General features: G+C 69.1%; 13 protein-coding genes. 5 read left to right on the plus strand and 8 right to left on the minus strand.

The window, feature by feature from the left end:
- Positions 1-3 precede the first annotated feature (3 nt).
- Positions 4-747: an SDR family oxidoreductase gene (locus tag FHU31_RS01555; protein WP_167155034.1), complete on the minus strand. Its 744-nt coding sequence runs from the start codon at positions 745-747 to the stop codon at positions 4-6.
- A gap of 135 nt (positions 748-882) precedes the next feature.
- On the opposite strand from FHU31_RS01555, the gene FHU31_RS01560 reads away from it, so the two are divergent.
- Positions 883-1722, plus strand: a complete 840-nt coding sequence (locus FHU31_RS01560; protein ID WP_167155037.1) for an SDR family oxidoreductase — start codon at positions 883-885, stop codon at positions 1720-1722.
- 1 nt (position 1723) lies between these two features.
- Here FHU31_RS01560 and FHU31_RS01565 read toward each other — a convergent pair whose 3' ends face one another.
- The 3 genes from FHU31_RS01565 to FHU31_RS01575 form a co-directional block, all read right to left on the minus strand.
- Positions 1724-2542, minus strand: coding sequence for a glycoside hydrolase family 16 protein (locus FHU31_RS01565; RefSeq protein WP_234901118.1), 819 nt, complete (start codon positions 2540-2542; stop codon positions 1724-1726).
- Between the two features lie 13 nt (positions 2543-2555).
- The gene (locus tag FHU31_RS01570) at positions 2556-4535 is read right to left on the minus strand and encodes a universal stress protein (protein ID WP_167155040.1); all 1980 of its coding nucleotides are present in this window, start codon (positions 4533-4535) and stop codon (positions 2556-2558) included.
- Positions 4536-4854: 319 nt separating this feature from the next.
- Positions 4855-5862, minus strand: coding sequence for a prenyltransferase/squalene oxidase repeat-containing protein (locus FHU31_RS01575; RefSeq protein ID WP_167155043.1), 1008 nt, complete (start codon positions 5860-5862; stop codon positions 4855-4857).
- A gap of 85 nt (positions 5863-5947) precedes the next feature.
- Between FHU31_RS01575 and FHU31_RS01580 the strand changes: the two genes are divergently transcribed.
- Positions 5948-6766, plus strand: a complete 819-nt coding sequence (locus FHU31_RS01580) for a cutinase family protein (protein WP_167155046.1) — start codon at positions 5948-5950, stop codon at positions 6764-6766.
- On the opposite strand, the gene helR is transcribed toward FHU31_RS01580, so the two are convergent.
- On the minus strand, positions 6740-8914 hold the full coding sequence (gene helR / locus FHU31_RS01585; protein ID WP_167155048.1) for an RNA polymerase recycling motor ATPase HelR: 2175 nt from the start codon (positions 8912-8914) through the stop codon (positions 6740-6742). The two genes, FHU31_RS01580 and helR, sit on opposite strands and share 27 nt — an antisense overlap.
- A gap of 48 nt (positions 8915-8962) precedes the next feature.
- Positions 8963-9646 carry an HxlR-like winged helix-turn-helix transcriptional regulator gene (locus FHU31_RS01590; protein WP_167155051.1) on the minus strand — a complete coding sequence of 228 codons (684 nt, stop codon included), beginning with the start codon at positions 9644-9646 and terminating at the stop codon, positions 8963-8965.
- A 112-nt stretch (positions 9647-9758) separates the two neighbouring features.
- On the opposite strand from FHU31_RS01590, the gene FHU31_RS01595 reads away from it, so the two are divergent.
- Positions 9759-9983: a hypothetical protein gene (locus tag FHU31_RS01595; RefSeq protein WP_167155054.1), complete on the plus strand. Its 225-nt coding sequence runs from the start codon at positions 9759-9761 to the stop codon at positions 9981-9983.
- Here the strand turns inward: FHU31_RS01595 and FHU31_RS01600 are convergent.
- Entirely contained in the window at positions 9960-10535 is a 576-nt protein-coding gene (locus tag FHU31_RS01600) for a PadR family transcriptional regulator (protein WP_167155058.1), read from the minus strand. The two genes, FHU31_RS01595 and FHU31_RS01600, sit on opposite strands and share 24 nt — an antisense overlap.
- Positions 10536-10592: 57 nt before the next feature.
- Between FHU31_RS01600 and FHU31_RS01605 the strand changes: the two genes are divergently transcribed.
- Positions 10593-10988: a nuclear transport factor 2 family protein gene (locus FHU31_RS01605; RefSeq protein ID WP_167155061.1), complete on the plus strand. Its 396-nt coding sequence runs from the start codon at positions 10593-10595 to the stop codon at positions 10986-10988.
- Positions 10985-12022, plus strand: a complete 1038-nt coding sequence (locus FHU31_RS01610) for an LLM class F420-dependent oxidoreductase (RefSeq protein WP_167155064.1) — start codon at positions 10985-10987, stop codon at positions 12020-12022. Before FHU31_RS01605 ends, FHU31_RS01610 begins: the two co-directional genes overlap by 4 nt.
- Here FHU31_RS01610 and FHU31_RS01615 read toward each other — a convergent pair.
- Complete coding sequence (locus tag FHU31_RS01615; RefSeq protein WP_263988132.1) at positions 12019-12711, minus strand: cutinase family protein; 693 nt, start codon at positions 12709-12711, stop codon at positions 12019-12021. The two genes, FHU31_RS01610 and FHU31_RS01615, sit on opposite strands and share 4 nt — an antisense overlap.
- Positions 12712-12723: the final 12 nt, after the last annotated feature.

Here is a 12723-nt window from a genome sequence, read left to right on the forward strand (position 1 = left end):
CCGCTACTGGGTGGCCAGCCAATCGGTGAACCGGGTCTGGGCGAGCACCGCTGCAGGCCCGGTCACCAGGCTGTCCTCGTCGACGACCGTGCCGAAGTACGTCGCCGCCGGATCGATGACCACCGGGGTGTCCTCACCGCGCTGCGCCAGCACCGCGCGGACCAGGTCGGCGAAGCCGATCTTCTCCGGCCCACCGATGTTGACGATGCCGTTGACCGGCGGCTGTTGGGCCACCCGGGCCAGTTCGGCGGCGACCTCGGCCGACGCGATCGGCTGGATCCGGGCGTCCGGAGCATGGATCACATCACCGGAACGCAGGGAATCGGTGATCGCGCCGCCGAATTCGTGGAATTGCGTCGCCCGCACGACGGTGTGCGGTAGGCCGGAGTCGGTGATGATCCGCTCCTGAGCCACCTTCGCCCGCAGGTAGCCGCTGTCGGGCAGGCCATCGGTGCCCACGATGGACAGCGCCACGTAATGCCCGACGCCGGCGGCTCGGGCCGCCTGAACCAGATTCGTCGACGAGGCGGTGAAGAACGCCAGTACGGGCTCGTCCTCGAAGGACGGCGAGTTGGTGACGTCGATGAGGACGTCGGCACCGTGGCACGCTTCGGCGAGGCCCTCGCCGGTCAGCACGTTGGCGCCGGTCCGCAACGATGCGCCCACCACGTCATGGCCGGCCGCGGTGAGCAGTTCGACGACCTGTGAACCGATGAGCCCGGACGCCCCGAACACCGTGATCCTCATGATTGTTCTCCTTGTCAGAGGTGTGTACCTGGTATCAGCCTGCCCCCGGGTGGCACTCGGCCGAGCCCTTGAGAACCCGTGGTCGTCCCCCGATGAGGTCTACACGTGCCCGCGAATTACGTATACGGTCTAACTATGAGTGGAGTGTCGGTGATCACAGGTGGCGCGGGCGGTATGGGACGGGCCACGGCCAAGATCGTCGGGCGGGACCACACCGTGGTGCTGGCCGACAACAGGGCAGACCGGCTCGATACCGCGATTGCCGAACTGTCCGGTCTCGGCGTGCCGGCCACCGCGGTGCACTGCGATGTCACCGACCCGGCGGCGGTGGGGGCGTTGTTCGAGACCGCGGCGAGGCTGGGTGGGATTGCCTCGGTGATCCACACCGCGGGTGTGAGCCCCAGCATGGGCGACGCCGACTACGTGATGCGGACCAACGCCCTGGGCACCGTCAACGTCAACGAGGCCTTCTTCGCCATCGCGGGTGAGGGCTCGGTGATCGTCAATGTCGCGTCGATGGCGGCCTACCTGATGCCCGAGGAACTCATTCCGGCAGCGCAGTTCCCCCTGGCGCTGACCGACGCTCCCGCCTTCGCCGACGCGATGCGCGCGGCGTACGCGATCGCCCCGGAGGAGGCCCGCTCCGGGATGTCCTACGCGGTGAGCAAGGGCTTCGTGAAGTGGTACACGTCATCGCAGGCCGAGCGTTTCAACACCCGCGGCCTGCGGATCGTCTCGGTGTCCCCGGGGTCGGTGGACACCGAGATGGGGAAGCTGGAAGCGGACGCGGGGGCCGGCGCCATGGTGGCCGACTTCGCCGTGCCCCGCTGGGGCAAGGCCGAGGAAATGGCCGAACTGTTCGCCTTCTGTGCCAGCGACCGGGCGGGCTACCTGACCGGCACCGACATCCTCAACGACGGCGGAGTGGTCGCGTCCATGCGCGAACGTGTCCGGGCGGCAGCCGAAAAAGCCTGAGTCACCAGACTCGCACGTAATCGACGAGCATGTCGGCCGGATAGGTCCCGGCACCCGGATCGCCACCGCCGGACCCGGCCACCGCCAGATCCAGCACTGGAAACAGTTGGTAGCCAGGCTGATTGAACTGCCAGTCCGGTAGCGCATGCGCGGGCACGTTGAAATACGGCTGGGCACCGTCGGTGTAGTCCCGCCAGAACCGCATACCCGCGTCATCCCACTGCACCCGCCACGTGTGCCAGGCACTGTCGACGCTGATCGTCTGGCTGACGTGCTCGCCGCCGTTGAGCTTGGCGTGCACCGCGGTACCGGGGGCCCATTTGCCGTTGCCGTACCACTCCATGATGTCGACCTCCCCACCGATGGTGGGGTCGTTGTTGGCCAGGTACCAGGCCGGCCAGCTGCCCGGGGTGAGGCAGTTCAGCTTGATCCGGGCTTCCCAGTTGTGCCCGATACCGCCCCGCCACTTCCCGAACAGCTTGCCGCTGTAGAAGGTGTTGCCGTCTTTCGCGGCGCGGAACACCAGGTTGGACTTGCCGTCGACGAACACATTGCGGCGATCATCGCGGTACTGGCCGACATTGCCGGGCAGCTCCCAGAACGTCGGATCCTCCATCGACTCGCGGGCCAGCGCCACTTCCCATTTCGACGCGTCGGGCGCCGAACCGGCCGGCCCGTCGAACTCGTCGGCGAACAGATAGCCGCCGGCCGGTGGCGCGGCGGGCGGGGGAGCGGCAGGGGTGGCCTGCGCCAGGGGTGTGGGCATGGCGGCGGTCAGCGCGCCGATACCGGTCAGCAACATCATGTCGCGACGATTCATCTGGGGACTCCGTTCAGTCGCCGACCGCAACGAGACTCGAGGCCTGCGGGACGATCAGCACCGGGATATCGGTGTGCGCGACGACCGCCGCCGCGACGCTGCCCTGCAGGTGGCCCAGTAATCCGTTGCGACGGTGCGGTCCGAGCACGATCAGGCTTGCGTGGTGTTCCTTGGCCGTCGCGACGATGCCGTGCCAGGTCGGCGACGCCTCGACTGCCTTACTGCACACCGCAAATCCTGCCTCGGCGGCCAGCGTTGCGCCATAGGCGGCGGTCTGCTCGGCGGATCGGCGCACCTCAGCGGCTTTGTCGGCCTCCAGATGGCGGCCGTCGGCGGGGGTGAATCCGACGTCGACGGGCTGCCAGACGCACAGCACGAGGGCCTGGCGGCCGGGTGGCAGCGCCGCCGCGGCTGCGGTGATGGCGGCGGCGGCCCGCTCGGTGCCGTCGTAGGCGATGACCACGGGGCCGGGGGAGTCGGTGGCGAAGGAGGGTGGCGGTGGTGCCGCGGCCGGTGCCGGTTCGGCTTCCGGCGCCGGTGCGGGAAGCCCGCGCAGGCGCGCCAGCAGCGGCGGCGAGTACCAGGCCGGTGATTCACCGTCCAAGAACAGGTCCAGGTCGGGGGTCTGCGGACGGGCTCCGCTCAGCGCGTAGACGGCGACACCGAAGACAGCGCCGGCGATCGACAGCCCGAACCCGATCCACAGGGCGATACCGGTGCCGGTGACCAGGTCGTCCGCGGCCGTGGCCGCGAAGTGGGCGAAGATCGGCGCCACCATGAACGCCGCGACGGCGCGCAGCAACTCGATGATGGCGAACACCCGCTGCAGGCTGTTGGACTGAAGCGAGAAACCGGCGACGAACAAGGCCGGCGCCACTGTGGCCCCCAGTGCCAGACCGGTCAGCGCCGAGCCGAGCAGGGCCAGCGGCTGATTGCCCGGTAACGACAGCCGGAACACCAGGATCCCGGCGGCCAGCAGCGCCATCCCGACCAGCGGCAGGTAGTGCATCGCACGCCGGGAGATCACGATGCCGAACACCACGGCCATCACCACCGCGCCGCCCAGCTCGGGCAGATAGATCAGCCCCACCTGCACCGGGCTGAAGCTCAGCAGGAAGACGTTGGCGGTCAGTGCGGTGGCGGCCACCGATGCGGCCGCGGCGAACAAGGCGACGCCGACGCCGGCGACCGGGATGGAACTGGTGAGCATGGTGCGGATGGTCAGCAGCGGGCGGCGGGCCCGGAACTGGTAGACGATCAGCGCGACGATCAGCGCCAGGCCGCCGAGCATGGGGCCCGTCACGGCCATATCGCCGAAACCGTGGGTGGTCAGTTGTGCGGCGCCGACGAACGCCGCGGTGCAGCCGGCGGTGGCCAGGGCGATCGCCCACAGGTCGCGCGGTGCGTCCGGGTCGGCGGGCGGCGCGTCGTCGAAGGTGAGGGCGGCCAGGATGAGTGCCGTCAACGCGATCGCGGCGACGATCCAGAACAGCGGCCGCCAGGCCTGCGATTCGGCCTGCACACCGCCGACGAACGGACCGAGTGCGACGGCCCCGAACACGCACATGTTCATGATGACGGCGGTGTTGCGCAGCTTGTCGCGGGGGAAACCGATGGTGAGCGGCGGCGCGGCCGCGATGAGCAGCATGCTGGTGGCCAGTCCCTGCAGGACGTGACCGCCGATGAACATCCCCGCGTTCTGCGCCGAGGCGGCCAGCACCGAACCCACGACGAGCAGCACGGCGTAGCCGAGCAGCATCCGGCGCTGGGGCAGGTGCTGGGCGAACTGGACCGCGAGCACCGTGCCCACGGCATAGGCAGCGTTGCCCAGCCCCGCGGACAGGCTCATCTGCTGCGCGGTCATGTGCAGATCTGCGGAGATGATCGGCACCAGCGGGTCGAGTGCCGCCGACAGCGCGAGATAGGGGATGAGCGCCAGCGTGACCATGGCGGCCACGGCCGGATACCGTCCGGCCAGCGGTCCCTGGCGCATCAGATCAGCCCGAAACTGTGAATTTGCTGGCAACTTGGCACGGTAAGCGGCCGGCTGGTCATCCGGTTCGGGTCGGCCACGTGTCGCTGCAACTCCTTCGGACAGGCATTTGTTCCCGGGCGTTGCCCGGGATTGCCCCATGGTCGATAGCTCTGTTCTATTACCCACGCCGAGAATCATTTTCATCGGTGGGACGATCGCGGTAACGGCATCGTCAACCGCGCAGACAGGTCAATGCTATCGGTCTTCGCGCACCTGGGCGGACTCAGGTCGAGTTCGGGATGCCGAGCAAACCCCTTATTTCGTTCACAGACACTAATTAGCTGCGGGATTCGGGGCCGGCCCACCAGTCGAGCACCCGGGTCCCGAAGAACGTCAGCCATTTCGAGGGTGCACCGGCGGGGGCGTCGACGTCGAACCACACCCGTCCGGGCAGCGGGCTCGCCTGCAGCCAGGTGCCGTCCGGCCGGCGAGCGCTGCGGAGGAGCGCCACCGCGTCGGCCATCCGCGGATCGGGTGACACACCGTCGTGTGTGCCGGCCTCGCGGAAGTAGTCGGCGGCGCGCAGCACGTCATAGCGCCAGCGGAACGGGTAGCCGAACGCGTCGACCCAGTCGGCGACCGGCTGCCCCGTCGACAAGCGGCGGAACAGGCCCCGCGCCAACAGGTATTCCTGCCCGGCCCACCGCGCCGTTCGCACCGCATCGTCGGGTCCCTTCGCCACCTCATAGGCGAGCAGTCCCTTGAGCGAGTTCAGGGTCGAATGGAACGACGATCGCCTCGACCCGTCCTCCCACTCGCAGTTCCACCCGCCGTCGGGTAGTTGGTGCTCGAGGAACCAGGCGACGATCCCGTCGATGTCGGCACCGAGCCACACGCCGTTGGCGACGGTCCAGGCGTTGATGCAGCAGTCCACCTCACCACCCCAGTAGGGCAGCTCGTCATACTCCCAACGACAGTGCTCGGCGAGCAGTTCAGCCGTGCGGCGCCCGCGCAGTACCGCCGGATCGAGCCCCCATTCGCGCAACGAGTTCAGCGACCAGGTCGTCGCGGTCCAGGGCTGGCCGTGGGTCGCATGCTCCGCTGCACCATCCTCCCCGTCGCTTCGCTCGCCCGTGTCGAAATCGGCCGGGAAGAACGCGCCGCCCGCCCATTGCCCGTCCGGGTCCTGTGCCGCCAGCAGTCGCGCACCGAAGCCCTCGGTCGCGACGCGGGCCCGGGTCGCCTGCCAGACCTCGGCGGGCATTCTCATCAGGTCGCGCTCGACCTGCCAGCGCAGCGCAGGATCGGCGTCGGCAAGCCAGCTGACCAGCGCATCAGATCCCATGTGGCCACCGTAGCCACCGGCGGCGTGCCACACCTCACGTAACGGCGCAGCCGCTGGTGACGATCATGTATTCGTGATTCGTCGGGTGATAGCAGTGGTTGCGGGGGCGCTTCTCGCGCCCGGTCTCATCGGTCTGTCCGCAGGCCCGGCCGCGGCAGCCCCCGGGTGCGGGGACTACCACTGGATCGGCGCCGCCGGCTCCGGCCAGCGCGAGGGTGCCGCCCTCGCCGCCAACGCCGGGATGGGCGATGTGGTCTACCAGTCCTATCTGCAGATGCGCTCGGCGCTGGCCGCCAGTGGGCGGACCCTCACCGCCGAAGCCGTGCAGTACCCGGCCGCCCCCGTCCCGGCCGACGGTGGCCTACGCGGGTGGATGAACTTCATGGACAGCGTGCACGCGGGTACCGATGCCACCGCCCATCAGCTGACGGCCTTCACCGCGCAGTGCCCCACGACCAAGGTGATCCTGGCGGGATACTCGCAGGGCGCCATGGTGATTCATCGCAACCTGCACGACCTCGCCGACGATCCCCAGGTGGTGGCCGCCCTGCTGGTCGCCGACGGCGACCGGCTGCCCGGTGACACCACCATCAACATGGGCTCGGCGGCGCTGGCGCCAGGTGTGGGTAAAGGTGTCGCACAAGAGCATTCGTTCCTGGCGTCGACGGACACCTCGACGCTGCCGGCGCGGATGGGCGCCCGGACCGTCAGCGTCTGCGATGTGGGCGACCCGGTCTGCGATGCCGTCCCCGACCAGGACGCGATGTCCGCCGCCGGTATCGCCGTCCACACCGGCTACGCGCCGGCCACCGACGGTCTGCACGCCTGGGGCGCGCCGCTGTACAACCTGGTGCTGGCCGACCACACCGACACCGGGCTACAGCCCGCGCAGAGCCTCCGGTAGCGGACCGGTGTGCAGCACGCCGAGACGCTGGGTGGCACGGGTCAGCGCGACGTAGAGGTCGGCCGATCCGCGCGCACCGCCCTCGGCCAGGATCCGTTGCGGTTCGACCACCAGGACGGCGTCGTACTCCAGGCCCTTGGTCTGCGATGCGGGTACGGTGCCCGGCACGCCGGGTGGTCCGATCACCACGCAGGTGCCGGGCAGGCGGTCCTCCTCGGCCACGAACTGCGCTATCGCCGAGGGTAATTCATCCGCGTCGAGCTGTCGTGCCCACGGCGCGAAGCCTGATGCCCGCACCGATTCCGGCGGGGTCACCTCGGGTGCGAACTCCGCGAGCAGGGCTGCCGCGACGGCCATGATCTCCGCGGGGGTCCGGTAGTTCACCGACAGCGAGCGGTACACCCACCGGCCCGGGACGTACGGTGCCAGCATCGCATCCCAGGACCGCGCACCGGCTTCGGAGCGGCGCTGGGCCAGATCGCCGACGATGGTGAACGACCGTGCGGGGCAGCGCCGCATGAGCACCCGCCAGTCCATCTCGGACAGCTCCTGCGCCTCGTCGACCACCACATGCCGGTACGTCCAATCCCGGTCGGCGGCAGCGCGTTCGACGAGATCGCGGGTATCGCGTTCGGAGAACCTGTCGGCGAGGTCCTCGGCCGCCAGGATGTCCTGGGCGAGCAACCGGTCCTCATCGTCCATCAGTTCTTCGCGGGCGACCATCAGGTCCAGGACGCCCTTGGCGTAGGCCTCCTGCTTCTTGCGTTCGCGGGCGGCGGCCCGGTCGGCGGCCTTGTCCCGGCCGAGCAGGTCGACCAGTTCGTCGAGCAGCGGTACGTCCGACACCGTCCACGCCTGGCCGTCGGCCCGCCAGAGCGCCTCGTCGGCACCCGCGGCGCGCAACCGCTCCTTGGACGAATACAGCTGCGAAAGAACGGATTCCGGAGTCAGTAGCGGCCATAGTTCGTCGATGGCGGCGTGGAACGCGGTGTTCTCGGCCAGGTCCTCGAGCAGGTCGGTACGCATCTGCTCCCAGGCGTTCTTGTCCGACCGGGACAGCCAGCCTCGGCCGATACGGGCGATGGCCCGCTCGGTCAGGACGTAGGTGACGATATCGATGAAGACCGCGCGGGCCTGATTGTGCGGATGGCCGCTGCCGCGGGCCTCTTCCCGGGCCCACTGTGCGGTCTCCGCGTCGATGCGCACCGTGACATCCGAGAGCTCGATGGTCAGCGGCTCCTCGGGCAGGCGTTGGCGGTCGGCGACCGCCGCGGCGAGCACCTCGAGCATGCGCAGCGAGCCCTTGATCCGCGCCACGGCCGGGGCGTCCTCGGCGGTGACCCGCAGACCGGGCACCAGGTCGCCGGTGGTGGTGAACACCACGTCGGTCTCGCCGAGGGAGGGCAGCACCCGGCCGATGTGCTCCAGGAAGGCGGGGCTCGGCCCGACGACCAGCGCGCCGTGCCGCTCGATCTGCTCCCGGCGGGTGTAGAGCAGATAGGCCACCCGGTGCAGGGCCACCACGGTCTTTCCGGTGCCGGGCCCACCCTCGATCACCAGCACTCCGGGATGGTCGAGCCGGATGATCTCGTCCTGTTCGGCCTGGATGGTCGCGACGATGTCCCGCATCCCGTCACCGCGCGGGGCGTTGACCGCCGCCAGCAGCGCGGCGTCCCCACCGGTGGCGGCGTCGGGGCGGCCCAGCACCTCGTCGGTGAAGCTGACCAATCGCCTTCCGAGCGTGCGGAATTGGCGCCGCAGCCGCATACTCTCCGGGTTCGCCGCGGTGGCCGTGTAGAACGCCCGCGATGCGGGGGCGCGCCAGTCCTGCAGCAGTGGCTCGTAGCCGTCCTCCGGATCGAACAGGCCGAGCCGCCCGATGTACATCCGCTCGCCGGACTCGGAGTCCAGCCGTCCGAAGCACAGCCCGCTGTCGGCGACGTCGAGGCGATTCATCTCCCGCGCGAGAGCCCGCACGCCGACATCGCGTTCCAGCAGCGTCGCACCGTCCTGGGCGTCGATATCACCGCGCAGCGCGGCGTCGTAGCGTTGTTTGGCCGCCGAGCGCTCGGTGTCCAGCCGGGTATACAGGCGGTCCACGTACTGCCGTTCCGACCGCAGTTCGTCGTCGTAATCTCCGCTAGTCACAGTTTCCCCCAACGCGCCCGAACGTCCGTGAGTTCCAGGCCGGGGAAGTCAGGCACGCAGGGACGCACCGCCCGGCAGGCGCCGCTCGACGATACCGGTCAGCTGGGCCATCGCGTCGGCGTCGCCGGTGACCTCCAGATCACCCCTGGCGATGGCCTCGCCCAAGGTGACGTGTCGCCCGGCGATCGCGAGGAACGTCGCGGCGGTGGTCCGGACGGTGACGTCGGCCGCAGGAGCGGCGCCGGCCTTGACCCGCAGCCGGCCGTCCCGGACGTGCAGACAGGCGCTGCTGCCGTCGATGTGGAACTGGTAGACCGCAGCGAAATCGGCGGGTATCTCGTCGTCGTCGGCGGCGGCCAGGAAGCCGAGCGCCCACTCGGCGCGGAAGGTCTCCTCGACGGACTCGACGCCGGCCATCTGGTGCCGCGCGCCCCAGAGCGCGAGCGGCACGGTGGCCTTCGCGAGCTCGATGCCCGACGGGGTGAGTTCGTAGGCCACCGCCGCAGTGGGCTGGTCGAGGACGAGCGTGCGGGTGACGACGCCGTCGGCCTCGAGCTGCCGGACCCGGGTGGCCAGCAGGCTGGTGCCGATACCGGTCAGCGCCTCCGCGAGCTGCGTGTACCGCTTCGGCCCGGATGCCAGCTCCCGGACTATCAGCAGCGTCCAGCGTTCGCCCACCACATCGAGGGCGTGGGCGAGACCGCAGAACTGACCGTAATTGCGCCGGGACATGCCGAGAAGCCTACCGCAGTGCTCCTCAATGCTTATGTGAACTGAAATAACATAGTGCGCACTTCAATTTCTTATGTTAGATTTCCGGCAGGTGAGACGACGAGGAGATGTCATGGCTGCATCGATCGGTGCCGGAACTCATGCCGGGACACCTGGGCCGGCCCGCCGGCTGGTGATGACCCGGCTGGTGATGATGTTGTGGCACGTGCTGGCGCGTGAATGGATCGCCGAGTCCGGGCAGCCGGACCCCGGGGTGCGACGGCGGCGGTACTACCCGCCCAGGCGGGATCGCGTCATCGAAGAGGCGGCGATGTCACGCGAGATGTATCGGCTCTGAGGCCGCGCGCCTGTCGAGTACCGACAGCGTGCGCTGCGCCCAGCGGATGTTCTCCTCTTCGAAGGCGATGCCGCGCAGCAGGGTCAGGTACGGGCCGATCCGCGTGCCGTTGGCGAGATGGTCGTCCTCATCCCGGCCGGCGAGCAGACGCACCCGCATCCGTTCGTAGCGTTCGAGTTTGGTCTGCGACCACGTGAGCTGCTCGGCCACCAGGCCGCGGACGGCGGTGGCGTCACCGCCGTCGAGAGCGTTGACTTTGATGAGCAGCTCGTTGCGGAAGATCGAGGGTTTCGGCGGTGCGGCGGTGAACGCCATGATGGCCGCGTGCCCGGCCGGTGTCAGCGAGAAGATCCGCTTGGTGGGCCGACGCTCCTGCTGGACGACCCGGGCTTCGATGAGGCCGTCTGCGGCCAGCCGATCCAGTTCTCGGTACAGCTGTTGCGGGGTGGCGGTCCAGAAGTTGGCCACCGAGGCGTGGAAGGACTTGGCCAGGTCGTAGCCCGACGATTCACCGTCGAGCAGGGCGGCCAGTACCGCGTCGCGTAGTGCCACCCGGCTACTGTACTGTCATCCACACCTATTCAACAATGTGACTATGTGAGGTGCCGGATGCATCCCTTCCGTCAAGCCGTCGAAGCCCGCGATCCCGACGCGATGGCCGCCCAGCTGGCCGACGATGTGGTGTTCACCAGCCCGGTGGCCTTCAAGCCGTATCCGGGCAAACCGATCACCGCGGCCATCCTGCGCGGGGTGCTGCGGGTGTTCGAGGACTTCCGCTACATCCGCGAGATCAACGATGGACACGATCACGCGCTGGTCTTCGAGGCGACGGTGTCCGGTAAACGGATCACCGGTTGCGACTTCATCCACACCAACGACGCCGGCCTCATCGACGACTTCATGGTGATGGTCCGACCGCTCTCCGGGGCGCAGGCGTTGTCCGAGGCGATGGCCGCCCAGTTCCCGCAGATCCAGAGGGAAGCCCTCGGAGAGCACCGCGCATGAAGATCGGGCTGGGTATCAACTACGCCGGCGGATTCAAAGAGGTCGCGGCCGAGGTCGCCGACCTCGAACGCGCCGGCTTGGACATCGTGTTCGTCCCGGAGGCGTACTCGTTCGATGCGGTGAGCGCACTGGGCTATCTGGCGGCCAGCACCGAACGGGTGCAACTGGCCTCGGGCATCATGCAGCTCTACACCCGCACCCCCACCCTGACCGCGATGACGGCCGCCGGACTGGATTACGTGTCCGACGGCCGGTTCATCCTCGGCCTGGGGGCCTCCGGGCCGCAGGTCATCGAGGGCTTCCACGGGGTGCCGTACGACGCGCCCATCGCCCGGACTCGTGAGGTGGTGCAGATCTGCCGGCAGGTCTGGCGCCGCGAACGGCTGCAGTTCGACGGTGAGCACTACACCATCCCGTTGCCCAAGGACCGCGGCACCGGACTGGGCAAACCGCTCAAGCTGATCAACGAGCCGGTCCGGGAACGGGTCCCGATCCTGCTGGCCGCCCTGGGGCCCAAGAACGTCGAGCTGACCGCGGAGATCGCCGAAGGCTGGCAGCCCATCTTCTTCCTGCCGGAGAAGGCCGGTGACGTCTGGGGCCGGGCGCTGGCGGCCGGGCGTGCCAAGCGCGATCCGGCGCTGGGCGAACTGGACATCTACGCCGGGCCGGTGCTCGCCATCGGCGATGACGTCGAACCGCTCCGCGAGTTCGTCAAACCCCATCTGGCGCTGTATATCGGCGGGATGGGCGCGAAGGGCAAGAACTTCTACCACTCGCTGGCCACCAGCTACGGCTACGGACCGCAGGCCGACCGCATCCAGGAGCTCTACCTGGCCGGTGAGAAGGAGGCCGCCGCCAAGGCGGTGCCCGACGAGCTGGTACGCGACGTATCGCTCATCGGCTCAGCGGGATTCGTCAAGGAGCGGGTCGCCGCGTTCCGGGAGGCGGGTGTGACGGCACTCAACGTCGTGCCCATCGCCGAGACGCCCGCCGCCCGGGTCAAGCTGATCGAGACGCTGCGCGAACTGGTTTAACGCTGGCCGGTCTGGTCGATGGGCTGGGCCGCGGTACGGCCGCCCAGCCGGCTGACCACGTAGTCGGCCGCCTGGTCGGTGAGGCCGCGGGCGGCGTACGAACCGTGGGCGCCCTGGTCATGACCGGTCGGTGAGCACACCGGATCTTCCGGGATGCACAAGTCATCGGTCTTGTCCGCGTACCGGGAGCCGACGGTGATCGGTGGCGCGCCGGTGTAGATCATCTGCAGGAAGCCACTGGACGGTTTGCCGAACAGCGCCACCGCGGCCACGTGATCGGCCACCGACGGCGGCATCGGCCCGGTCAGACCCGAGGGCAGGGCGAAGCCCGCCGGCACGGCGTCGGCCGTGATGTAGGCGGCCACCGCCGCACCCTGCGAGAAGCCGCCGAGCACGATCAAGGTGTTCGGGCAGGCCGACGCGGTGGCCTTCACCTTGTTGCTGGCGTCGATCACCCCGTCGGCCGCCGTCGAGAAATCGAGGGAGGCAGGGTAGTTCACCGCGTAGACGTCCACCGACTTGCCCGGGGTCTTGGCCCGCAGCGCATCCACGAACGCCCTGCCGGTACCGCCGATACCCGCCGGCTCGAACGTCCCCCGCGCGAAGACGACCTGCACGTCCGGACACGCGTCGGCCGGATCCGCCACAGCCTGACCAGCGCCGGCGAGTGAGCCCGCCGCCGCGCACACCGCCGCTGCCGC

It is taken from the genome of Mycolicibacterium fluoranthenivorans (assembly GCF_011758805.1).
GTDB lineage: Bacteria > Actinomycetota > Actinomycetes > Mycobacteriales > Mycobacteriaceae > Mycobacterium > Mycobacterium fluoranthenivorans.

Bases quoted from the DNA above. Each gene is read 5' to 3' on its own strand.
- FHU31_RS01555 (WP_167155034.1), bottom strand. From the start codon at position 747: ATGAGGATCACGGTGTTCGGGGCGTCCGGGCTCATCGGTTCACAGGTC.
- FHU31_RS01590 (WP_167155051.1), bottom strand. From the start codon at position 9,646: ATGTCCCGGCGCAATTACGGTCAGTTCTGCGGTCTCGCCCACGCCCTC.
- FHU31_RS01570 (WP_167155040.1), bottom strand. From the start codon at position 4,535: ATGCGCCAGGGACCGCTGGCCGGACGGTATCCGGCCGTGGCCGCCATG.
- FHU31_RS01560 (WP_167155037.1), top strand. From the start codon at position 883: ATGAGTGGAGTGTCGGTGATCACAGGTGGCGCGGGCGGTATGGGACGG.
- FHU31_RS01595 (WP_167155054.1), top strand. From the start codon at position 9,759: ATGGCTGCATCGATCGGTGCCGGAACTCATGCCGGGACACCTGGGCCG.
- FHU31_RS01605 (WP_167155061.1), top strand. From the start codon at position 10,593: ATGCATCCCTTCCGTCAAGCCGTCGAAGCCCGCGATCCCGACGCGATG.
- FHU31_RS01565 (WP_234901118.1), bottom strand. From the start codon at position 2,542: ATGAATCGTCGCGACATGATGTTGCTGACCGGTATCGGCGCGCTGACC.
- FHU31_RS01575 (WP_167155043.1), bottom strand. From the start codon at position 5,862: ATGGGATCTGATGCGCTGGTCAGCTGGCTTGCCGACGCCGATCCTGCG.
- FHU31_RS01610 (WP_167155064.1), top strand. From the start codon at position 10,985: ATGAAGATCGGGCTGGGTATCAACTACGCCGGCGGATTCAAAGAGGTC.